A 21952-nucleotide genomic window follows, 5' to 3' on the forward strand; every position below is an offset into this window, starting at 1 on the left:
TAAGTGCCGAAGCATCCCGATTCGGTGGTACCGGGGACTGATCCACATCCGCCGGGTCGTACCGCGGTACTACGTGCCGCCGCTGCCCCGCGCACCGTTCAGGTTGCGTTCATGCTGGACGTGCCATCGTGCGGATCATGACCGCAGAGCACATCCTTGACGACCGCTCGCTCGCCCCCGTACGCCAGTTGGCGAACAAGGTGCCGGAGGTGACCGTCTACTTCTGGATCATCAAGGTCCTGACCACCGGCATGGGCGAGACGGCGTCGGACCTCCTGGCCCGGACCCTCGGCCCCATTCCGGCGGTCGCGCTCGGTGGCCTCGCCCTGACGGTCTCCCTCGCCGTCCAGTTCACGCTCCGCCGGTACGTCGCCTGGGCGTACTGGACGGCCGTCGTCATGGTCAGCGTGTTCGGCACCATGGCCGCAGACGTCCTGCACGTCGGCCTCGGCGTGCCGTACGCCGTCTCGACGCCGGCGTTCCTCGTCGTACTGGCCGCGGTCTTCGCCCTCTGGTACGCGAGCGAGCGCACCCTTTCCATCCACGCCGTCCGGACCCGCCGCCGCGAGGCGTTCTACTGGGCGGCCGTCCTCTCCACCTTCGCCCTCGGCACCGCCGCGGGCGACCTGACCGCCACGATCGGTTTCGGTTACCTGGGCTCGGTCGCCCTCTTCGCCGCCGCCATCTGCGCACCCCCCCTGGCCCACCGCTTCGGCACCCTGGGCCCGGTCACCGCCTTCTGGACCGCGTACGTCATCACCCGTCCCCTCGGAGCCTCGCTCGCCGACTGGATGGCACTCCCCCGCACCCGCGGCGGCCTCGACCTCGGCCTGTCGCCCGTCACCCTCGCCTGGACGGCAGCGATCATTGGATTCGTCGGCTACCTGGCCGTGTCTCAACGCGGCAGGGGCGCGCACGCCGCGGCATGAGGCAAGGGCGCGCTGGGCCGTTTCCAATACGGGCCGTTATCCGGGCACACACCTCGGCCACAGCCCCGCTCGCGGACCGCCGCACCCACGCGCCGCCCCGGACAGAGGCCCGACTCGAAGATCACCAGTCGGCACTTGCGCTTCCTCGCGTCCAGCCAGCGTCCAGAATCGTGCGTCCAGCCCCTCGAATACGTCGACCACCGAAGCGTGCCCAACGCCCAAGCCATCCCATCAGAGCAGGTCAGAGCGATTCGAACTAACGCCTACGGCCACAGACTTGAAGTCACGAGCAGCGGATTCTGTCTCGTTGCACCAAAGGCCTGAATCCACACCCCTGATGAGACGTTTCCGCAGGTCACAGATCTGCATGGTGGGGCGGGTGGGACTCGAACCCACGGCCGACGGATTATGAGTCCGCTGCTCTAACCGGCTGAGCTACCGCCCCATAGCGGCGTGTCGCGTACATGTGTGCGCGCCGTCTGCCGCAGCATAGCCGCTCATACGATCTCCTGCTTCGGATGGTCGGCTTCCTGCGGTCCTCATGACCTTGAGGACTGCGCCGCACGTCGTCGCGGTTCCCAGGACATGAAGTCGGACATGAAAAAGGACCCCGTGGGGTCCTCGTTCAGCATGCTCCCCCGACTGGACTCGAACCAGTAACCTGCCGGTTAACAGCCGGCTGCTCTGCCAATTGAGCTACGGAGGACCGAGCTCCCCCGACTGGACTCGAACCAGTAACCTGCCGGTTAACAGCCGGCTGCTCTGCCAATTGAGCTACGGAGGAATGCCTCGTTGCATCGAACGTACCTACCTGGGTATCTGCCAGGGGGCGGGCGCTCGCTGCGACACATACATTAGCGCAAGCAGGGGGGTGCTTCGCCAATCGGTTCCCCCCGGCGCCGATGCCGCACCAGATACCTACGCAAGGGAGAGGGTGGCCGTCATGCGCTACCGGCTCACATTCGTCGCCGGAATCGTCCTCGGTTACGTGCTGGGCACACGGGCAGGACGCGAGCGCTACGAACAGTTGAAGAAGTCCGCACGGCGAGTCGCGGAGAACCCGGCGGTCCGCAACACCGCCGAGTCGGCCGCGCAGCAGGGCCGCCAGTTCGCGGGCAAGGCGTACCACGCGGTGAGCGACAAGGTCGGTGACAAAGTGCCGGAGTCGGTGGCGGGCCGGGTGCGGTCGCTGCGGGAGCGCAGCGCGCACGACGGCGCGGACGACTGGGGCACGAGTAACACGTAGCGGGCGACGGGCCGACACGTTCACCCCTCGCAGTGCGGCAGAATTTTCGTTATGGGGATAGTCGCCGGGTTGGACAGTTCGCCCGATTTCACTCGTATCGTCGTCTGCGACGCGGACACGGGGGCCGTGCTGCGGCAGGGCTATGCCCCGCATCCGCTGGAGGGTGCCGAGGGTGCCGGGCGTCCCTCCGATGTCGATCCGCAGGCCTGGCTGCTCTCCCTCGGGGAGGCCGCCGGCGGCGGGCTGCTCGAGGGCGTGCAGGCCATCGGCGTGTCGGCGCAGCAGAACGCGGTCGTGCCGCTGGACTCACAGGGCAACACCGTGCGGCCCGCGCTGGTCGGCGGTGACAAGCGGGCGCAGGTCGCCGCGGCGGACCTCGTCGACGCGCTCGGCGGGCGGGAGGCCTGGGCGCAGGCCGTGGGATGCGTGCCGCAGGCCGCGCAGCCGGTGACCAAGCTGCGGTGGCTGGCGAAGAACGAGCCGGACGCCGCGCTGCGCTCCGCGATCCTGCTGCAGGCCCACGACTGGCTGGTGTGGCAGTTGCTCGGGCGGCCGGTCAGGCGAACCACCGACCGCGGTGGCGCCTCCGGCACCGGGTACTGGTCGGCGGCCACCGGCGCCTACCGGCCCGACCTGGTCGAGCTGGCCCTCGGTCACCAGGCCATGCTGCCCGAGGTGATCGGGCCGTCCGACGCGGCCGGTACGACGCCGGAGGGGCTGCTGATCTCCGCCGGGACCGGCGAGACCATGGCCGCCGCGTTCGGGCTCGGCATCGGGCTCGGTGACGCGGTGGTGTCCCTGGGGGCTTCCGGGTCGGTGATGGCCGTCCACCCCGAGGCCCTCGTCGACAACAGCGGCATGATCACCGCCCTGGCCGACGCCACCGGCATGCACCTGCCCGTCGTCACCACCCTGAACGCCGTACGCACCCTGCGCGGCACCGCCGAACTGCTCGGGGTGCCGGATCTGGAGAGCCTGTCCGACCTGGCGATGAAGTCGACGCCGGGCTCGCACGGGCTGGTGCTGCTGCCCTATCTGGAGGGTGAGCGCACGCCGAACCTGCCGCACACCGCCGGGACCCTGGCGGGGCTGCGGCGCGAGTCGATGCGGCCCGAGCACCTGGCGAGAGCCGCGTTCGAGGGCATGCTGTGCGGCCTCGCGGACGCGCTGGACGTACTGCGCGGCCGGGGCGTGGAGGTACGGCGGATCTTCCTCCTCGGGGCGGCCGCCGAGCTGTCCGCGGTGCAGGCCGCGGCGCCCATGCTGTTCGGCGCGCAGGTCGTCGTACCGCAGCCCGCGGACTACGCCGCGATCGGCGCCGCCCGCCAGGCCGCCTGGGCCCTCGGTGTCTCCCAGGGCACCCTCGACCCGCGCAACCCGCCGGCCTGGCAGGGCGCTGCCGCACAGGTCCTGGAGCCCGGCGAGGAGCTCGCGGTGGGGCAGGCCGTACGCCAGCAGTTCGTGTCGGTGCGGGAGCAGACCCATCCGGGGGCGTTCCGGGCGTAGGACGCGTGGGCAGGGGGGGGGTGGGCCTCGGGAGCCGGGGGCCGCTGGACACGTGAGGCCGGCCCACAAGCCGCGTGAGCCGGGATCGCAGACTCCCGGAGCCGGGGCAGCGGACCGCAGGAGGGGCCGCAGGACGCGGGGAACCGGGACAACAGGCCGCACCAGCCCCGCCCGCAAGCCGCACCAGCCCGCCGCAGGCTGCCGTGCGAGCCCGGCCGCAGCCCCCATCAGCAAGGGCCGGCCAGGACATGCGCCGTAGGTCCGGTGGCCGAGGTGGGTCGGTCGTTGGACTGCTGTTGGCTTAATCAGTTGAGGTAACGCGGGTGGAGTGTCCGACGATAGGGGCCAGGGGCAACCAACCGCCCCCACCGCCGACTCCGAGAGACGCAGCGTGCTGATACGACTTCTGAGGACCTACCTCAGGCCCTACCGAAAACCCATCGCCCTGCTGGTGCTGCTGCAGTTCCTGCAGACCTGCGCCACGCTCTACCTGCCCACGCTGAACGCGGACATCATCGACAGCGGTGTCGTCAACGGTGACACCGGTTACATCCTCAACTACGGCGCCCTGATGATCGGCATCTCGCTGGCGCAGGTCGTGTGCAACATCGGTGCCGTGTACTACGGCGCGCGGACCGCCTCGGCGCTCGGCCGGGACATGCGGGCGGCCGTCTTCGACCGGGTGCAGTCGTTCTCCGCGCGCGAGGTCGGCCAGTTCGGCGCGCCCACGCTGATCACCCGGACGACCAACGACGTCCAGCAGGTGCAGATGCTGGCGCTGATGACGTTCACCCTGATGGTGTCGGCGCCGATCATGTGTGTGGGCGGCATCGTGCTGGCGCTCGGCCTGGACGTGCCACTGTCCGGTGTCCTGGTCGCCGTCGTGCCCGTGCTGGGCATCAGCGTGACGCTGATCGTACGGCGGCTGCGTCCGCTGTTCCGGGCGATGCAGACGCGGCTGGACACGGTGAACCGGGTGCTGCGCGAGCAGATCACCGGCAACCGTGTCATCCGCGCCTTCGTGCGCGACGAGTACGAGGAGCAGCGCTTCCGGAAGGCCAACACGGACCTGACCGAGATGGCCCTGGGCAGCGGCAACCTGCTCGCGCTGATGTTCCCGATCGTCATGACCGTGGTGAACCTGTCGTCCATCGCGGTGGTGTGGTTCGGCGCGCACCGCATCGACAGCGGCGAGATGCAGATCGGTGACCTGACGGCGTTCCTCGCCTACCTCATGCAGATCGTCATGTCCGTGATGATGGCCACCTTCATGTTCATGATGGTGCCGCGCGCGGAGGTGTGCGCCGAGCGCATCCAGGACGTCCTGGACACCTCCTCCAGCGTGGTGCCGCCGGTCAGTCCGGTGACGGAGCTGCGCCGCCACGGTCACCTGGAGATCCGGGGCGCCGGCTTCCGCTACCCGGGGGCCGAGGAGCCGGTGCTGAAGGCCATCGACCTGGTGGCGCGGCCCGGCGAGACGACCGCCGTGATCGGCTCGACCGGCAGCGGCAAGTCGACTCTGCTGGGGCTGGTCCCGCGGCTGTTCGACGCGACCGACGGCCAGGTGCTCGTCGACGGCGTCGAGGTGTCCGAGGTGGACCCGAAGGTGCTGGCCAGGACGGTGGGGCTGGTGCCGCAGCGGCCGTATCTGTTCGCGGGCACGGTGGCGACCAACCTGCGCTACGGCAATCCGGACGCCACGGACGAGGAGTTGTGGCACGCGCTGGAGGTGGCCCAGGGCAAGGGCTTCGTCGAGCGTCTCGAGGGCGGGCTGAACGCGCCGATCGCACAGGGCGGCACCAACGTCTCCGGCGGTCAGCGGCAGCGTCTCGCCATCGCCCGCACCCTCGTGCAGCGCCCGGAGATCTACCTCTTCGACGACTCCTTCTCCGCGCTCGACTACGCCACCGACGCGGCCCTCAGGGCGGCGCTGGGCCGGGAGACCGCCGACGCCACCGTCGTGATCGTCGCGCAGCGCGTGGCGACCATCCGGGACGCCGACCGGATCGTCGTCCTCGACGAGGGGCGGGTCGTCGGTACCGGCACGCACCAGGAGTTGATGGCGGACAACGAGACCTACCGGGAGATCGTGCTCTCCCAGCTGACGGAAGCGGAGGCTGCCTGATGGCGGGGCCGATGGGGCGGATGATGGCCGGGGGCGGCCCCGACAGCCGCTCGCTGGACTTCAAGGTGTCGGGCAGGCGGCTCGTCGCCCGGTTCAAGCCGGAACGGCTCACCATCTACGCGCTGCTGCTGTGCGTGGTGATCAGCGTGGGCCTGAACGTCGTAGGGCCGAAGATTCTCGGAAACGCCACCGACCTCGTCTTCTCCGGCATCATCGGGAGGGAGATGCCGGCCGGGGCGACCAAGGAGCAGGTCCTCGACTCCATGCGGGAGCGCGGTGACGGCGGGGTCGCCGACATGCTCCAGAGCACGGACTTCACCCCCGGCAAGGGCATCGACTTCACAGCCGTCGGAAACGTCCTGCTGGTCGCGGTCGGCGTGTTCGCGGTGGCCGGGCTGCTGATGGCGGTGGCGACCCGGCTGGTGAACCGGGCCGTCAACCGGACGATGTACCGGATGCGCGAGGACGTGCAGACGAAGATGTCGCGGCTTCCGCTGTCGTACTTCGACAAGCGGCAGCGCGGTGAGGTGCTCTCGCGCGCGACCAACGACATCGACAACATCGGGCAGACGCTCCAGCAGTCGATGGGCCAGCTCATCAACTCGGTGCTCACCATCATCGGTGTGCTGGCGATGATGTTCTGGGTGTCGTGGATCCTCGCCCTGGTCGCGCTCGTCACCGTGCCGCTGTCGGCGGTCGTCGCCACGCGCGTGGGCAAGCGGTCGCAACCGCACTTCGTGCAGCAGTGGCGCTCCACGGGCAAGCTGAACGCGCACGTCGAGGAGATGTACACCGGGCACACCCTGGTGAAGGTGTTCGGGCGTCAGGACGAGTCGGCGCGGCAGTTCGCCGAGCAGAACGAGGCGCTGTACGAGGCCGGGTTCAAGGCGCAGTTCAACAGCGGGGTCATGCAGCCGCTGATGATGTTCGTGTCGAACCTCAACTACGTGCTGGTCGCCGTCGTCGGCGGTCTGCGGGTGGCGTCCGGTTCGCTGTCGATCGGTGACGTGCAGGCGTTCATCCAGTACTCCCGGCAGTTCTCGATGCCGCTGACGCAGGTCGCGTCGATGGCGAACCTCGTGCAGTCGGGCGTGGCGTCGGCCGAGCGGATCTTCGAGCTCCTGGACGCGGAGGAGCAGGGGGCGGACCCGGTGCCGGGTGTCCGTCCGGAGGAACTGCGCGGGCGGGTCGCGCTGGAGCACGTGTCCTTCCGGTACGACCCCGAGAAGCCGCTCATCGAGGATCTCTCGCTGACGGTGGAGCCGGGGCAGACGGTGGCCATCGTGGGGCCGACCGGCGCCGGCAAGACGACCCTCGTCAACCTGCTCATGCGGTTCTACGACGTCACCGGCGGGCGGATCACCCTCGACGGCGTCGACATCGCGCGGATGTCCCGCGACGAACTTCGCGCCGGGATCGGCATGGTGCTCCAGGACACCTGGCTGTTCGGCGGCACGATCGCCGAGAACATCGCCTACGGGGCCTCGCGGGACGTCAGTCGCGGGGAGATCGAGGAGGCGGCGCGGGCGGCCCATGCGGACCGGTTCATCCGTACGCTGCCCGACGGGTACGACACCGTGATCGACGACGAGGGCACGGGGGTCAGCGCGGGTGAGAAGCAGCTGATCACCATCGCGCGGGCGTTTCTCTCCGACCCGGTGATCCTTGTACTGGACGAGGCGACGTCGTCGGTCGACACCCGGACCGAGGTGCTGATCCAGAAGGCGATGGCGAAGCTCGCGCACGGGCGGACGTCGTTCGTGATCGCGCATCGGCTGTCGACGATCCGGGACGCGGACGCGATTCTCGTGATGGAGAGCGGGGCGATCGTGGAGCAGGGCACGCATACGGAGCTGTTGGCTTCGGACGGGGCGTATGCGCGGTTGTACAAGGCGCAGTTCGCTGAGGCTGTGGCTGAGGTGGACTGAGTTCGGCGCCCGGCGCTGGGGCTGGGGGCGGGTGGGCAGGCTTGCCCGCGCTGGCGGGGTGCCGCCTGCGCCCACCCGTGCCGCCCCAGCGGCACGACTGCCCGCAGGCTGACTCAGTCGAGGTAGCCCCTGAGCTGGTCTGCGAAAGCGTGGTCCCGCAGTTTGCTGAGGGTCTTGGACTCGATCTGCCTGATGCGCTCCCGCGTCACGCCGAAGATGCGGCCGATCTCCTCCAGGGTGCGGGGGCGGCCGTCGGCGAGGCCGTAGCGGAGTTGTACGACCTTGCGTTCGCGTTCGCCGAGGGTGGAGAGGACCGCTTCGAGGTGTTCACGCAGGAGCAGGAACGCGGCCGACTCCACCGGGCTCGCCGCGTCGCCGTCCTCGATGAGGTCGCCCAGGGCCACGTCGTCCTCCTCGCCCACGGGGGCGTGCAGGGAGACCGGTTCCTGGGCGAGGCGGAGCACCTCGCTGACGCGCTCGGGCGGGAGGTCGAGGTGGGCGGCGACCTCTTCGGGCGTGGGCTCGTAGCCCCGTTCCTGGAGCATGCGGCGCTGGACGCGGACGACGCGGTTGATCAGCTCGACCACGTGGACCGGGACGCGGATGGTGCGGGCCTGGTCGGCCAGCGCGCGGGACATGGCCTGGCGGATCCACCAGGTGGCGTACGTGGAGAACTTGTAGCCGCGGGCGTAGTCGAACTTCTCGACGGCGCGGATGAGGCCGAGGTTGCCCTCCTGGACGAGGTCGAGCATGGTCAGGCCACGGCCCACGTAGCGCTTGGCCACGGACACGACGAGGCGCAGGTTCGCCTCGATGAGGCGGCGCTTGGCCAGGCGGCCCAGGACGACCAGCCGGTCGAGGTCCAGGGCGAGGCGGGTGTCCAGGTCGGGTGTGCGCAGCAGTTTCTCCTCGGCGAACAGGCCGGCCTCGACGCGGCGGGCGAGGTCGACCTCCTCGGCCGCGGTGAGCAGCGGGATACGGCCGATCTCGCGGAGGTACTGGCGGAACAGGTCGGAGGACGGGCCGCTGGTCTCGGGGCGGGCGGGCGGCGCCTCGACGGGCTCGGGCTCGGCCTCCTCCAGCGCCTCGACGGGCGGTTCGGCGGGTTCGGCCGGGTCCTCCGCCTCCGCCCCGGGCGCCGGATCGGTTCCCGTCTGCGGCTCCGTCTCCGGCTCCATCTCCGACTCCGGCTCCATCTCCGTCTCCGGGTGGTGCGTGAGGCGGCTCTGCGGGGGCACCGCGAGGAGGACGTCGGTCTCGGCGTCCGGATCCGTGCCGTCCGTACTGATGTCGGTCTGTGTGAGGGTCCGGGTCTGCACGGGGGCGACCTCCAGGATGATCGCTGCGAGGGGGGTAGCGGCAGCGGCACTTCGAGGGCGGAGTCGGCGGCGGGGACTCAGGCACCGGAACCCAGTGTGGAGTACGACACATCGCCGCCACGAGGGGCGTGCGGTGACTTTTTGCGTCCTGCCCGTGACCACTTGGTGACCCGGGCGGGAAACCCGGGTGCTCGTCCCGCCCCTGATCTGGCACGATCCCCGGGTGTCCGGATCCTTGTACGAAACCCATGTGACCGTCCGCTGTGCCGGGCCCGACGAGTCGGAACGGCTTGGCCGTTGGGCGGCCGGGGCCGGGCTCAAGCTGACGCACATCGTGCTGGCCCGGGGCCGGATGCGGGACCAGCCGATGCTCACGCTGCCCGGTTCACCGTCGTACGCCGAGGAGTTCGCGCAGGCCACGGAGGTGACGGCGCGGCTGCGGGCGGACGGCTTCGAGCCGGTGCGGGTGAAGATCGAGTCGGCGCCGTGGGCCGCGGAGGTCCCGCGCCGGCCCTGCGCGGACGAACGGTACTTCGAACACCATGTGAAGCTGTTGCTCGCCGCCGGCGCGGATCTGGCCACCCTGGCGGCACGGGTCGTACCGCACGGCGCCCATCTGTCGTGGAACGCGCGGCGGGTGCGGGAGGGCGGACGGCACGAGCGGTTCGTCACACAGCGCTGCCGCGGGGTGGACGCCGAGGGCGCGGGGCTGGCTCTGGAGCGGTTGCTCGTGGAGCTGGACGGGTTCGATGTGCTGGGCGTGGAGCGGGAGTTCGTGCTCCACGACAGCGATGTGTCAGTGGACGACGGATGGCTCGACGAGGAGACGGTGGGGGTACGGACATGACCGGCGAGTGGCGGGGACACCGCTGGATGAGCGCGGTGATTCCCACCGAGCCCCTGGACGACGCGACGCGCGCACGGATGGATCTGCCGCGGACACTGCGTCCCGTGCCGGGCGACGACGTAGTGCAGCGCCCCGTCTTCGACCCGGCTCTGAAACACCACGCGAACGCCTACCGGGCGGCCGACCCCTCCTTCGCCGACCCGACCCGCGGCGACGCCTGGCGGGCGGCCCGGCGCCATGCCCTCGACCTGGTGCTGGCCGCGGTCGCGGAGTCGGAGTGGGTGGAGTCGCTGGTCCTGCGGGGCAGTGTGCTGATGTCGGCGTGGTTCGGCGAGGCCGCGCGCGAGCCCGGTGACCTGGACTTCGTCGTCGTACCGCGCACCTGGGACATCGACGACCCGCGGACGGAACGGATGCTGGCGGGGATCGCCGAGGCGGCGGAGGCGGCGGCCGACGCGCGCGGGCCGGGGGTCGGGATCTCGGCGGCGGGCGCGGTGGTCGAGGACATCTGGACGTACGACCGGGTGCCGGGGCGGCGGATGGTCCTGCCGTGGGACGCGCCGGGGCTGCCCGGCGGCCATGTCCAGCTCGACTTCGTCTTCAACGAGCCGCTGCCGGCGGAGCCCGAGCCGGTGGAGGTGGCGAGCGGCGCGGTACTGCACGGGGCGACGCCCGAGCTGTCCCTGGTGTGGAAGCTGATGTGGCTCCTCACCGACGTGCACGGGCAGGGCAAGGACCTGTACGACGCGGTGCTCCTGGCGGAGCGGCACCCGCTCCCCTACGAGCTGCTGCACGAGGTGTTCCGGATCTCGGGCGAGTGGCCGTACCCGTACCGGCAGGAGGTGCTCCTGGAGGACGTGGTGGAGGCGGTCCAAGAGGTCGAGTGGGATCACTTCGTCACCGAGTACCCGCGGTTCGCCGACGCCGAGCGGGAGTTCGTGGGGCGGCTGGTGCGGGCGGTGACGCCGAGCTTCGAGGGACGCTCAGAGGGCGGCGGCGCCGTGCTCCCGTAGGGCCTGGTCGTACTGCTGCAGCACCCACAGCTCGTTCTGTACGGCGGCCAGTTGGGCGGGGTCGCCGCCGGCGGCCAGCCGGGTCAGCTGGGACTGGATGTCGCGGATGCGGCGCTCGACGGCGCGGCGGCGGACGGTCACCAGCTGGGCGCCCGCGTACACCTCGTCCACCGTCTTCCGCATGATCGCCTCGACCGCCAGCTCCGTCACCATCGCGCGGACGGTGTCGTCGGGGGCTGCCTCGCGGACCCGGACGAGGTAGTCCTGCGGGTCCTGCGTGCCGTACTCCGCGCCGCCCGCGTCCAGGATCGCCACGCGTACGGCGGCGTAGGGGGCGGCGGTGAACTCGTCGACGCCGTACGCGTCGAAGGCCGGGGAGACCAGCTCGGGACGCTGGAGGGCGAGCTTGAGGAGTTCGCGTTCGGTGGCGTAGACGGGGTTGCGCAGCTGCAGGGCCGGGCCGGGGGCCGCAGCGCGCGGGGCGGCGTCGTAGTGCTGGGCGTTGCGTGACGTCGGCGCGGGGCCCTTGCCGCCCCGGTCGCGGGCCCAACGCGCCAGTTGGGCGACCCGTTTGACCACGAACTGGGTGTCGAGGATGCCCAGCATGCCCGCGAGCTGCACGGCGACCTCGTGCTGGGCGCCGCTGTTCTTGATGCGGGCGACGATCGGGGCGGCCTCGTCGAGGGCGGCGGCCCGGCCGGCCGGGGTGTCGAGGTCGTAGCGGACGACGATCTGGCGCAGCGCGAACTCGAAGAGGGGTGTGCGCGGTTCGACCAGGTCCGCTACCGCCTCGTCGCCCTTGACCAGGCGCAGGTCGCAGGGGTCCATGCCGTCGGGGGCGATGGCGATGTAGGTCTCGGCGGCGAACTTCTGGTCGTCCTCGAAGGCGCGCAGGGCCGCCTTCTGACCGGCCGCGTCGCCGTCGAAGGTGAAGATGACGCGGGCGGAGCCGTTGTCCATGAGGAGCCGGCGGAGGATCTTGATGTGGTCGTTGCCGAACGCGGTGCCGCAGGTCGCGATGGCGGTGGTCACACCGGCGAGGTGGCAGGCCATGACGTCGGTGTAGCCCTCGACGACGACGGCGCGGCTGGACTTCGCGATGTCCTTCTTCGCGAGGTCGATGCCGTACAGCACCTGCGACTTCCTGTAGATCGCCGTGTCGGGGGTGTTGAGGTACTTGGGGCCGTTGTCCGCCTCGTACAGCTTCCGTGCGCCGAAGCCCACGACCTCGCCGCTGATGTCGCGGATGGGCCACATCAGGCGGCCCCGGAAGCGGTCGATGGGGCCGCGGCGGCCCTCCTGGGAGAGGCCGGACAGGAGGAGTTCCTTGTCGGTGAAGCCCTTGCCGCGCAGGTAGCGGGTGAGGTGGTCCCAGCCCTGGGGGCTGTAGCCGACGCCGAAGTGGACGGCGGCGCCCTGGTCGAAGCCGCGCTCGGCGAGGAAGATCCGGCCGGTGTCGGCCTCGGGGCTGGTGGCGAGCTGTTCGGCGTACCAGTCGGCGGCGATCTTGTGGGCCTCGACCAGGCGGATGCGTTCGCCGCGCTGGTGGGCGGGGTTGTAGCCGCCCTCCTCGTACCGCAGGGTGATGCCGGCCTGGGCGGCGAGGCGCTCGACCGCCTCGGAGAAGGAGAGGTGGTCGACCTTCATCACGAACGTGATGGTGTCGCCGCCCTCCTGGCAGCCGAAGCAGTGGAAGAGTCCCTTGCTCGGGCTGACCTGGAAGGACGGCGACTTCTCGTCGTGGAAGGGGCACAGCCCCTTGAGGTTGCCGCCGCCCGCGTTGCGCAACTGGAGGTACTCGGACACGACGGCGTCGATCGGAACCGCGTCCCGAACCGCCTTCACGTCCTCATCATTGATCCGTCCAGCCACGCAGTGATTCTACGGGGCCGAACCGACACTCCTGAGGCGAGCGAGGGGGGACCGACGGCTAGGAGGCGAGACTTTCGAGCGGGACGTGCGGGTCTGCCAGTACCTCGGTGTCCACCACGGCCCCCGACCGGATCAACCCCTGAATCGGCTCTGTGACGTCCCACACGTTCACGTTCATGCCGGCCAGGACCCTTCCCTCGCTGACCCAGAACGCGATGAACTCCCGCTTCCCCGCGTCTCCCCGGATCACGACCTGGTCGTACGTCCCCGGCGGCGCCCAGCCGCTGTACTCCATCCCCAGGTCGTACTGGTCGGTGAAGAAGTAGGGCACGCGGTCGTAGGTGACGTCCTGGCCCAGCATCGAGCGGGCCGCGGCCGGGCCGCCGTTCAGCGCGTTCGCCCAGTGTTCGACGCGCAGGCGGGTCCCGAAGAGCCCGTGCGGGAAGGACGCGACGTCCCCGGCCGCGTAGATGTCGGGGTCGGAGGTGCGCAGCCGGGCGTCCACCGCGACACCGCCGCCGTCCGCCCGGTCGGCGATCTCCAGCCCCGCCGACTCGGCCAGCCCGATGCGGGGAGCCGCGCCGATCGCCGCCAGGACGTCGTGCGCCGGGTGCTCCTCGCCGTCGTCGGTGCGGGCCGCGAGGACCATGCCGTCCTGGCCGACGATCTCCGTCAGCCGGGCGCCGAAGTGGAAGCGGACGCCGCGCTCGCGGTGCAGCTCGGCGAAGAGGTTGCCGAGCTCCGGGCCCAGGACGCGGTACAGCGGGGTCGGGTTGTGTTCGACGACGGTCACCTCCGCGCCGTACTCGCGGGCCGCCGCCGCGACCTCCAGGCCGATCCAGCCGCCCCCCGCGATGACGATGTGGCCGTTGTCACGCCCGAGGGAGCCCAGGACGCCCTTGAGCCGCTCGGCGTGCGCGAGCCGGCGCAGATGGTGGACGCCCGCGAGGTCCGTGCCCGGAATGTCCAGCCGGCGCGGCTCGGCGCCGTTGGCGAGGAGCAGCTTGTCGTAGTGGACGAGGGTGCCGTCGTCGCCGAAGCGGACGGTCTTCGCCGTACGGTCGATGGCGTCGACCGTCTGGCCGAGGTGCAGTTCGATGTCGTTGCGCGCGTACCAGGCGGGCTCGTGCACGAAGACGCTGTCCCTGGCCTCCTTGCCGAGCAGATACCCCTTGGACAGGGGCGGTCGCTCGTAGGGGTGGTCCCGTTCGTCGCTGATCAGTATCACGCGGCCGGTGAAGCCCTCGGCCCGCAGCGTTTCGGCCGCCTTGGCGCCGGCCAGGCCTCCTCCGACGATGACGAATGTCTGATCCGCGTCGACCACTTGATGCCTCCTACGGGGGTTCTGGGGGTGTCTTCCCAGACAACGCTGCGGTTTGCCGCCACATGCGAGCGTCCCGCACGGAGCGTGAGGGGGGAAGAGGGAGTGGCCCGATCAGGCCACGGAGGGTCACCTTCGCACCCCTTTCTTTTCACCTGTGCCCCACAAGCCTCACAGGTGCCCCGTGAGACGGGCGTGAAGCGAGCGGGCCGAGGAATCGGTGAGGGAGGCGATCTGGTCGACGATCACCCGTTTGCGGGCACGGTCGTCGGGCGCCGCGTCGAACAGGGCGCGGAACTGGGGGTCCAGGCCGTCGGGAGCGCGGGCGGTGAGCAGCTCGGCGAGCTCGGTCACGACGATCCGCTGGTCGGCGCGGAGCCTGGTCTGTTCGGCGCGCTGCATGACGTACCGGTCGGCGACCGCCTTGAGGACCGCGCACTCCAGGCGGGTCTCGCGCGGGACGACGAGTTCGGCGGCGTACCGGGTGAGGCGGCCGCCGCCGTACGCCGCCCGGGTGGCGCCCTCGGCGGCGAGGCAGAAGCGGCCGATGAGCTGGCTGGTGGCGTCCTTGAGGCGGGCCTGGGCGGCGGCGGAACCGTCGTAGCCGTGCGGCCACCATTCCTGGTTCTGGAGGCGGTCGAGAGCCTCGGCGAGTTCGGCGGGGTCGGTGTCGGCGGGGACGTAGCGGCCGACCGCGACGGCGAAGACCTCCTGGCGTTCCGGCTCGGCGTGCAGGCGGTCGGGGTCGATGTGGCCCGCGTGCAGGCCGTCCTCCACGTCGTGCACGGAGTAGGCCACGTCGTCGGACCAGTCCATGACCTGGGCCTCGAAGCAGGTGCGGGTGCCGGGGGCGTCCTTGCGGGCCCAGTCGAAGACGGGCCTGTCGTCCTCGTAGACGCCGAACTTCGGTGAGGCGGGGTCGGTGGGGTGGGCGCCCCGGGGCCAGGGGTACTTGGTGGCGGCGTCGAGGGCGGCGCGGGTGAGGTTGAGGCCGACGGAGCCCTCGGCGGTGAAGCGTTTGGGTTCGATGCGGGTGAGGAGTCTCAGGGACTGGGCGTTGCCCTCGAAGCCGCCGCAGTCGTGGGCGAAGTCGTTGAGGGCCTGTTCACCGTTGTGGCCGAACGGGGGGTGGCCCAGGTCGTGGGAGAGGCAGGCCGCTTCGACCAGGTCGGGGTCGCAGCCGAGGGCCGCGCCCAGCTCTCGGCCGACCTGGGCGCATTCGAGGGAGTGGGTGAGGCGGGTGCGGGGGGTGGCGTCCCAGACATGGCTGCGTTCCCCCGGGGTGACGACCTGGGTCTTTCCCGCGAGTCTTCTCAGGGCCGAGGAGTGCAGGATGCGGGCGCGGTCGCGTTGGAAAGCGGTGCGGCCGGGGCGCTTGTCCGGTTCCGGGGCCCAGCGGGCGACTGACGTCGGGTCGTAGGCCGTGGGGGTTGCGGTGCCTTCCATGTGTCGACAGTAAGGGCAGGGGGTGACAATCCGCGTGTGCGTCTGCCTGGTTCTGTCGTTCGCGAGTGCGGGTTCGTCGTGGCTTGTCGCGCAGTTCCCCGCGCCCCTGGGGTATCGGCCTCGCCCTGCGTCATCAGGCCGAGGCGAGTTCCGGAGCAGTCATGCTCACCGGCGCCGCCAAGCTCTGGTCGTAGCGGTGCAGCAGCAAGCGCGCCATCGCCGGGTGGGTCCCCAGGGGCGCCGACGCGATCCACGGGGCCTGGGACGCGCACTCCGTCGCGAAGCGGCCCGGGGCCGTGAAGTAGGAAGCGATCGCCACGCGGGTGCGGCCCCTCGCTGTCAGGGCGCGGATCGCTGTCGGGACCGTGGGCTTGGCTGTCGAGGCGTAGGCGGGGACCACGGGCACCCCGAGCCGTTCGGACAGGAGCTGGGCCGTGCGGGCGGTGTCCGTCGCCGAGTCGGGGTCACGGGAGCCCGCTGCCGCGAGGACGACGGCGCTGGAGCGGCGTTCGGCGTCGGTCATCCGGGGGTTCCAGCCGGCCTCGACGAGGCGGGCGTACAGGGTGTCCACGAGGAGGGGGTGGGGACCGAGGGGAGCGGCCACGCGGGTGCGGACGCGGGCGGCGGCGGCCATCTCGGGGATGTCGCGCTTGACGTGGTAGCCGCGGGCGAGGAGGAGGGGGACCAGGACGGCGTCCGTCGTGCCGTGGGCGTCGAGGTCGGCGAGGGTGTCGGTCAGCAGGGGCTCGTTCAGCTCGATGTGGCCGAGGTGCACGGGCAGCCCGGGGCGCAGCGCGCGGACCCGGTCGAGGAGCGTGCGGACGGTGCTCAGGGCGCGCGGGTCGCGGCTGCCGTGCGCCACGACGACGAGGGCGGGCGGGGCGGGGCGGCGCCCGCCGTCAAGGGCGACGAGGCCGGGCCGGCCGGTGAGCTGGCTGCTGATCCGGTTCATGAGGTGCGCCGTACTGTCCGTCATGCACCGATGGTGAGGGCAGGACGTTGCCTTCCCGTTGCATGGGAATGACAGGTGTTTTCCGGGGGTTCACCGCGGGTGCCCCGGGTGTGTGAGGTGGCGTGACCTGCGTTTTCACTCGGGGGAGTGAAGCTGGTCACAGGGGCGGGGACGAACCGGAGGGCCCGGTGGCACGTCCCTGAGGGCGTGAGCCGAACGGGGAGGGGCCGTCCGATGCGCCAGTTCAGACCGGGCAGACCGCGCCTGCCGCGCACCCGTGCCGGGCAGCGCAGGCTGGTGCAGGCCGTGATGGCGGTGTGCGTGCTGGCGCTGCTGCCGTCGACCTGGATGTACGTCGTGACGGGCGACCGGCTGCGCACCACGGCCGACGCGCCCCGCACCGATGTCGCCGTCGTCTTCGGTGCGGGACTGTGGGACGGCGAGCCGTCGCCGTACCTCGCGCACCGGCTGGACGCGGCGGCCACGCTGTACCGCGAGGGCCGGATCAAGGTCGTCCTCGTCACCGGCGACAACAGCCGCGAGGACTACGACGAACCCGACGCGATGCGTGCCTACCTGACGCGGCACGGTGTCCCGGACGCGCGGATCGTCAGCGACTACGCCGGGTTCGACACGTGGGACTCGTGCGTGCGGGCCCGGAAGGTCTTCGGCGTGCACCGGGCGGTGCTGATCAGCCAGGGCTTCCACATCCGGCGGGCGGTGGCGCTGTGTCAGGAGGCGGGCGTCGTGTCGTACGGCGTCGGGGTCGACGCCAAGCACGACGTGACCTGGTACTACGGGGGCGCCCGGGAGGTCCTCGCGGCCGGCAAGGCGGTGCTGGACGCGGTGTTCCGGCCCGATCCCCGTTTCCTCGGCCCGAAGGAGCCGGGGGTGGCGCGGGCGCTCGCCGCAGGGCGGTGACACGACAGCGCGTGGTGCCGCCGGTGCCTCACGTCGGTCGTGGCGCGGTGGGGAGGTCGCTGTGCCGCTCACGTAACGGGCCACGTCCCGGCGCGTAACACGGGCGAAGCACGCTGAGCGGTATGAAGACCGCCTCGACGCCCACCCACTGCCCGTACTGCGCCCTGCAGTGCGGGATGAACCTGTCGTCCTCGCCACAGGGGGGCGTCGAGGTGCAGGAGCGCGCTGACTTCCCGGTGAACCGGGGCGCGCTGTGCGGGAAGGGGCGTACGGCGCCGGCGGTCCTCTCGTCGAGCGTCCGCCTGACCTCTCCGTTGGTGCGTTCCGGCGGCACGCTGGTGCCCGCGACCTGGGACGAGGCACTGGACCGGATCGTCGAGGGGCTCGGCGCCGCCCGGGACGCGCACGGACCCGACGCGTGCGGGGTGTTCGGCGGGGGCGGGCTGACCAACGAGAAGGCGTACGCGCTCGGGAAGTTCGCGCGGGTGGTGCTCGGCACCTCGCAGATCGACTACAACGGCCGTTTCTGCATGTCGTCGGCCGCGGCCGCCGGGACGAAGGCGTTCGGCCTCGACCGGGGGCTGCCGTTCCCGCTGGAGGACATCCCGCGGACGGGGTGCGTGATCCTCGTCGGGTCGAACCTGGCGGAGACCATGCCGCCCTCTCTGCGGTTCTTCAACGAGCTGCGGGAGAACGGCGGCACGCTGATCGTCATCGACCCGCGCCGCACGAAGACCGCCGAGCAGGCCGACCTGCACCTGGCGCCCCGGCCCGGCACCGACCTGGCGCTGGCGCTCGGGCTGCTGCACCTGGTCGTCGCCGAGGGGCGGGTCGACGAGGAGTACGTCCGGGACCGTACGGTCGGCTGGGAGGACGCCCGGGCGGCCGCGATGGCGCACTGGCCGGAGTACGTGGAGCGGATCACGGGGGTGTCCGTTCCTCAACTGCGGGAGGCCGTACGGCTGTTCTGCGAGCCGGAGGCGGCGATGGTGCTCACCGCGCGCGGGCCCGAGCAGCAGTCCAAGGGCACCGACACGGTGAGCGCGTGGATCAACCTGTGCCTGGCGACCGGGCGGGTGGGCCGCCCACGGTCCGGGTACGGCTGCCTCACCGGGCAGGGCAACGGGCAGGGCGGGCGCGAACACGGCCAGAAGGCCGACCAGTTGCCCGGCTACCGCAAGCTGACCGACCCGGCGGCGCGCCGGCACGTGGCCGAGGTGTGGGGCGTGGACCCCGACAGCCTGCCGGGGCCGGGGCGCAGCGCGTACGAGCTGCTCGACGCGCTGGGTACGGACATCAGGGCGCTGCTGCTGATGGGGTCCAACCCGGTGGTGTCGGCGCCCCGCGCGGCCCATGTCGAGGAGCGCGTCAGGTCGTTGGACTTCCTCGCGGTGTGTGACGTCGTGCTGTCGGAGACGGCGGCGCTGGCGGATGTCGTGCTGCCCGTGACGCAGTGGGCGGAGGAGAGCGGCACGACGACCAATCTGGAGGGCCGGGTGCTGCTGCGCCGCCGGGCGGTCAGCCCGCCGGAGGGGGTCCGCAGCGACCTGGAGGTCATGCACGAACTGGCCGCCCGCCTGGGCGTGGAGAAGGGCTTCCCGACCGAACCCGAGGAGGTCTTCGAGGAGCTGCGTCGCGCCAGCGCGGGCGGGCTCGCGGACTACTCCGGGATCACCTACCGCAGGCTGGCGGAGGAGAACGGGGTGTTCTGGCCCTGCCCGGCGGACGGCTCCGGGGACGCGGAGGCCGCCTCGGAGGCACGCCCCGCGGACGTCCACCCCGGCACCCCGCGCCTGTTCCTCGACCGGTTCGCCACCGAGGACAGCCGCGCGCGGTTCGCTCCCGTCACGCACCGGGCCGCCGCCGAGGAACCCGACGACGAGTACCCGGTGCTGCTGACCACCGGACGCGTCGTCGCCCAGTACCAGTCCGGCGCCCAGACCCGCCGCGTCGACGAGTTGAACGCCGCCGCGCCCGGCCCGTTCGTGGAGCTGCACCCCCGGCTGGCGGCGCGGCTCGGGGCGGCCGAGGGCGACCCGGTGGCCGTGGTGTCCCGGCGTGGCCGCGCGGTGGCACCGGCCCGGATCACCGCCGGCATCCGCCCGGACACCGTCTTCATGCCCTTCCACTGGCCGGGCGAGGGCCGCGCCAACACGCTGACGAACCCGGCGCTGGACCCGACCTCGCGGATGCCGGAGTTCAAGGTGTGCGCGGTGCGGGTGGAGGCGGTCGAGGCGGTGGAGGCGTGAGCCTCCGGCTCACCTGACCGACCAGTCCCCGCCCTCGATCCGCTTGCCGCGGGCCCGCAGCCGGGCGGCCACGCCGGGGGCGGCCACGTACACCCACGCCTGTACGGTCTTGCCGTCGCCGACGCTCGTGACCTCCCTTGCGACGCGCTCGTAGAGGTTGCCCGGGTCGCCGGGCGCGTAGTCCTCCAGCAGGTCGAGGGCGACGAGCAACTCGCCGTACTCCTCGGGCCGCGCGGTGACGAGATCGCCGCTCACCACTCCCCCGGGCTCCTCCACGACGTACGGATACCCCGGGCCGTCGTACAGCACCGCGTCGGCGAGCCGGGCCGGTCGCTCGGACAGGGTGCGGCCGCGCAGGAAGAAGTCGTGGTTGACCTCGCCGGGGCGGAGGGTGCCGTAGACGAAGAACGGGAGCGTCACAGAAACGATTCTCTCCCCTCACACACCTCCTCGAACGCGCTATGGACATGACACGTCCGGGGCGCCTTAGATCTTGGTCAAGATCAGCGCCGCCCCCACGCACCCCTTGGCGCCTTCCCCCACGCGCCCCTTGGCGCTGTCCCGAGGAGACCGATGAGCCGGATACGGCCGCACGTCCGAGGTTCCCGTCGTCTCGCCACCGCAGGTGTGGCCGCCACCACCGCCACCCTACTGACCGCCGCCCTCTCCCCCACCGCCGAGGCGGCCGAGCAGCCGACCCGGGCCACCGCGATCGAGAACGCCGCGTCCGTCCTGACGGACTTCGCCAAGAGCCTGGGTCTGACCTCCGCACAGGGCACGTCCGTCCGGGACGTGGTCGTGGACGCGGACGGCACCCAGCATGTGCGCTACGACCGCACCTACCGTCAACTGCCCGTGCTGGGCGGCGACTTCGTGGTCCATCTGACCAAGGGCGGCACGTATCGCGGTACGGACCGGGCCACGCGCACCCCCATCTCCCTCGCGAGCATCACCCCCGCACTCTCCGCCCCGAAGGAAGCCGACCTCGCGGCGAACGCGCTGCGGGCCGCGAACCTCGGGGAGACCCTGAAGAAGCTGACCGCCAAGCCGGAGCTGGTCGTCGACGCCCTGCACGGCAGCCCGAGACTCGCCTGGCGCACCAACGCCGCCGCCCAGGACACGCTCGGCAACCCGGTCTCGCGGACCGTGCTGACGGACGCCCGCACCGGAGCGCAGATCGACGCCTGGGACGACATCGAGACCGCGACCGGCGACGGGAAGTCGCTGTACGGCGGCACGGTTCCGGTGCGGACGACCCTGTCAGGAGCGACGTACCAACTCACGGATCCGACGCGCGGCGGCACCTACACCGGGGACGCGGCGAACAAGACGGACCTGTGCTTCCTGGGCAACGTCTGCGTCAGCCGGGCGCCCTCGACGGTGTTCACGGACACGGACAACCACTGGGGCACGGGCTCGGCGTCGGACCGCTCGACCGTGGCCGTGGACGCGCAGTACGGCACGGACACGACGTGGGACTACTACAAGAACGTCCACGGGCGGAACGGCATCGCCGGTGACGGCAAGGGCTCGTTCAACCGGGTGCACTACGGCAACAAGTACAACAACGCCTTCTGGGACGACACTTGCTTCTGCATGACGTACGGCGACGGTGACGGCACCCAGCTCGGGCCGCTGGTGTCGCTGGACGTGGCCGGCCACGAGATGTCGCACGGCGTCACCTCGAAGACGGCGGCCTTGACGTACTCGGGCGAGTCGGGCGGGCTGAACGAGGCGACGTCCGACATCTTCGGCACGCTGGTGGAGTTCTACGCGAACAACGCGTCGGACAAGGGTGACTACCTGATCGGCGAGAAGGTCGTCCGCTCCGGCTTCGGCCGGGACGCCCTGCGCTCCATGGACAAGCCCTCCAAGGACGGCAAGTCGGCGGACTACTGGAGCAGCAAGGTCGGCGACCTCGACGTCCACTACTCCTCCGGCGTCGCCAACCACTTCGCGTACCTCCTCGCCGAGGGCAGCGGCACGAAGACCATCAACGGCGTCACCTACAACTCCCCGACCTACGACGGCTCCACGGTCACGGGCATCGGCCGGGACAAGCTCGGCAAGATCTGGTACCGGGCGCTGACGGTCTACATGACGTCCTCGACGAACTACGCGGGCGCCCGCACGGCGACCCTCAGCGCGGCGAAGGACCTGTACGGCGCCGGCAGCACCGAGTACAAGGCGGTCGCGGCGGCCTGGAGCGCGGTGAACGTGAACTGAGCCCGAGCGGCTCCGCCGCTCGCCCCTTCACTGCGAACACTGTACGCTGAAT

16 protein-coding genes and 3 tRNA genes are annotated in these 21952 nt (G+C 71.2%); 10 read left to right on the forward strand and 9 right to left on the reverse strand.

Features of this window, described 5'->3' with window-relative positions; translation table 11 throughout:
• Positions 1-137: 137 nt before the first annotated feature.
• Positions 138-929: a hypothetical protein gene (locus tag ACGFNV_RS29235; RefSeq protein ID WP_393626293.1), complete on the forward strand. Its 792-nt coding sequence runs from the start codon at positions 138-140 to the stop codon at positions 927-929.
• A 368-nt stretch (positions 930-1297) separates the two neighbouring features.
• On the opposite strand, the gene ACGFNV_RS29240 is transcribed toward ACGFNV_RS29235, so the two are convergent.
• The 3 genes from ACGFNV_RS29240 to ACGFNV_RS29250 all read right to left on the reverse strand — a co-directional run bounded on the left by ACGFNV_RS29240 (position 1298) and on the right by ACGFNV_RS29250 (position 1713).
• A tRNA-Ile gene (locus ACGFNV_RS29240) sits at positions 1298-1374 on the reverse strand.
• Between the two features lie 188 nt (positions 1375-1562).
• A tRNA-Asn gene (locus tag ACGFNV_RS29245) sits at positions 1563-1635 on the reverse strand.
• Positions 1636-1640: 5 nt separating this feature from the next.
• A tRNA-Asn gene (locus ACGFNV_RS29250) sits at positions 1641-1713 on the reverse strand.
• Positions 1714-1872: 159 nt separating this feature from the next.
• Here ACGFNV_RS29250 and ACGFNV_RS29255 point away from each other — a divergent pair.
• The 4 genes from ACGFNV_RS29255 to ACGFNV_RS29270 all read left to right on the forward strand — a co-directional run bounded on the left by ACGFNV_RS29255 (position 1873) and on the right by ACGFNV_RS29270 (position 7734).
• Positions 1873-2175 (forward strand): YtxH domain-containing protein, encoded by a 303-nt coding sequence (locus ACGFNV_RS29255; RefSeq protein ID WP_133926463.1) that lies wholly within the window; start codon positions 1873-1875, stop codon positions 2173-2175.
• 51 nt (positions 2176-2226) lie between these two features.
• A complete protein-coding gene (locus tag ACGFNV_RS29260; protein WP_393626295.1) occupies positions 2227-3681 on the forward strand; it encodes an FGGY family carbohydrate kinase in 1455 nt (484 codons plus the stop codon).
• A gap of 391 nt (positions 3682-4072) precedes the next feature.
• Entirely contained in the window at positions 4073-5806 is a 1734-nt protein-coding gene (locus tag ACGFNV_RS29265) for an ABC transporter ATP-binding protein (protein WP_393626297.1), read from the forward strand.
• Positions 5806-7734 (forward strand): ABC transporter ATP-binding protein, encoded by a 1929-nt coding sequence (locus ACGFNV_RS29270; protein WP_393626299.1) that lies wholly within the window; start codon positions 5806-5808, stop codon positions 7732-7734. Before ACGFNV_RS29265 ends, ACGFNV_RS29270 begins: the two co-directional genes overlap by 1 nt.
• Before the next feature lie 113 nt (positions 7735-7847).
• Here the strand turns inward: ACGFNV_RS29270 and ACGFNV_RS29275 are convergent, their stop codons facing one another.
• A complete protein-coding gene (locus ACGFNV_RS29275; RefSeq protein WP_393626422.1) occupies positions 7848-9134 on the reverse strand; it encodes an RNA polymerase sigma factor in 1287 nt (428 codons plus the stop codon).
• A 142-nt stretch (positions 9135-9276) separates the two neighbouring features.
• Here ACGFNV_RS29275 and ACGFNV_RS29280 point away from each other — a divergent pair, with 142 nt between their 5' ends.
• On the forward strand, positions 9277-9900 hold the full coding sequence (locus ACGFNV_RS29280) for a hypothetical protein (RefSeq protein ID WP_393626301.1): 624 nt from the start codon (positions 9277-9279) through the stop codon (positions 9898-9900).
• Positions 9897-10913, forward strand: a complete 1017-nt coding sequence (locus ACGFNV_RS29285) for a nucleotidyl transferase AbiEii/AbiGii toxin family protein (RefSeq protein ID WP_393626303.1) — start codon at positions 9897-9899, stop codon at positions 10911-10913. The genes ACGFNV_RS29280 and ACGFNV_RS29285 overlap by 4 nt, the downstream gene beginning before the upstream one ends.
• Here ACGFNV_RS29285 and dnaG read toward each other — a convergent pair.
• From dnaG to ACGFNV_RS29305, 4 genes are all read right to left on the reverse strand, one after another.
• Complete coding sequence (dnaG, locus tag ACGFNV_RS29290) at positions 10884-12785, reverse strand: DNA primase (RefSeq protein ID WP_393626305.1); 1902 nt, start codon at positions 12783-12785, stop codon at positions 10884-10886. The genes ACGFNV_RS29285 and dnaG overlap by 30 nt on opposite strands.
• Positions 12786-12843: 58 nt before the next feature.
• On the reverse strand, positions 12844-14109 hold the full coding sequence (locus ACGFNV_RS29295) for an NAD(P)/FAD-dependent oxidoreductase (protein WP_393626307.1): 1266 nt from the start codon (positions 14107-14109) through the stop codon (positions 12844-12846).
• Positions 14110-14277: 168 nt separating this feature from the next.
• Positions 14278-15552, reverse strand: a complete 1275-nt coding sequence (locus ACGFNV_RS29300) for a deoxyguanosinetriphosphate triphosphohydrolase (protein ID WP_393626309.1) — start codon at positions 15550-15552, stop codon at positions 14278-14280.
• Positions 15553-15685: 133 nt separating this feature from the next.
• The gene (locus ACGFNV_RS29305; protein WP_393626311.1) at positions 15686-16528 is read right to left on the reverse strand and encodes a sirohydrochlorin chelatase; all 843 of its coding nucleotides are present in this window, start codon (positions 16526-16528) and stop codon (positions 15686-15688) included.
• Between the two features lie 210 nt (positions 16529-16738).
• On the opposite strand from ACGFNV_RS29305, the gene ACGFNV_RS29310 reads away from it, so the two are divergent.
• Both ACGFNV_RS29310 and ACGFNV_RS29315 read left to right on the forward strand, forming a co-directional pair.
• Entirely contained in the window at positions 16739-17425 is a 687-nt protein-coding gene (locus ACGFNV_RS29310; protein ID WP_393626312.1) for a vancomycin high temperature exclusion protein, read from the forward strand.
• 122 nt (positions 17426-17547) lie between these two features.
• A complete protein-coding gene (locus ACGFNV_RS29315) occupies positions 17548-19674 on the forward strand; it encodes a molybdopterin oxidoreductase family protein (protein ID WP_393626314.1) in 2127 nt (708 codons plus the stop codon).
• Between the two features lie 9 nt (positions 19675-19683).
• Here ACGFNV_RS29315 and ACGFNV_RS29320 read toward each other — a convergent pair whose 3' ends face one another.
• Positions 19684-20094 carry a gamma-glutamylcyclotransferase family protein gene (locus ACGFNV_RS29320; RefSeq protein ID WP_393626315.1) on the reverse strand — a complete coding sequence of 137 codons (411 nt, stop codon included), beginning with the start codon at positions 20092-20094 and terminating at the stop codon, positions 19684-19686.
• A gap of 153 nt (positions 20095-20247) precedes the next feature.
• On the opposite strand from ACGFNV_RS29320, the gene ACGFNV_RS29325 reads away from it, so the two are divergent.
• On the forward strand, positions 20248-21900 hold the full coding sequence (locus ACGFNV_RS29325) for a M4 family metallopeptidase (protein WP_393626317.1): 1653 nt from the start codon (positions 20248-20250) through the stop codon (positions 21898-21900).
• The last annotated feature ends 52 nt before the right edge of the window (positions 21901-21952 follow it).

The sequence above is a fragment of the Streptomyces sp. NPDC048751 genome (genome assembly GCF_043198595.1).
In the GTDB taxonomy this organism is placed as follows: Bacteria; Actinomycetota; Actinomycetes; order Streptomycetales; family Streptomycetaceae; genus Streptomyces.

Bases quoted from the DNA above. Each gene is read 5' to 3' on its own strand.
- ACGFNV_RS29255 (WP_133926463.1), top strand. From the start codon at position 1,873: ATGCGCTACCGGCTCACATTCGTCGCCGGAATCGTCCTCGGTTACGTG.
- ACGFNV_RS29235 (WP_393626293.1), top strand. From the start codon at position 138: ATGACCGCAGAGCACATCCTTGACGACCGCTCGCTCGCCCCCGTACGC.
- ACGFNV_RS29260 (WP_393626295.1), top strand. From the start codon at position 2,227: ATGGGGATAGTCGCCGGGTTGGACAGTTCGCCCGATTTCACTCGTATC.
- ACGFNV_RS29270 (WP_393626299.1), top strand. From the start codon at position 5,806: ATGGCGGGGCCGATGGGGCGGATGATGGCCGGGGGCGGCCCCGACAGC.
- ACGFNV_RS29315 (WP_393626314.1), top strand. From the start codon at position 17,548: ATGAAGACCGCCTCGACGCCCACCCACTGCCCGTACTGCGCCCTGCAG.
- ACGFNV_RS29325 (WP_393626317.1), top strand. From the start codon at position 20,248: ATGAGCCGGATACGGCCGCACGTCCGAGGTTCCCGTCGTCTCGCCACC.
- ACGFNV_RS29300 (WP_393626309.1), bottom strand. From the start codon at position 15,552: ATGGAAGGCACCGCAACCCCCACGGCCTACGACCCGACGTCAGTCGCC.
- ACGFNV_RS29285 (WP_393626303.1), top strand. From the start codon at position 9,897: ATGACCGGCGAGTGGCGGGGACACCGCTGGATGAGCGCGGTGATTCCC.
- ACGFNV_RS29310 (WP_393626312.1), top strand. From the start codon at position 16,739: ATGCGCCAGTTCAGACCGGGCAGACCGCGCCTGCCGCGCACCCGTGCC.
- ACGFNV_RS29305 (WP_393626311.1), bottom strand. From the start codon at position 16,528: ATGACGGACAGTACGGCGCACCTCATGAACCGGATCAGCAGCCAGCTC.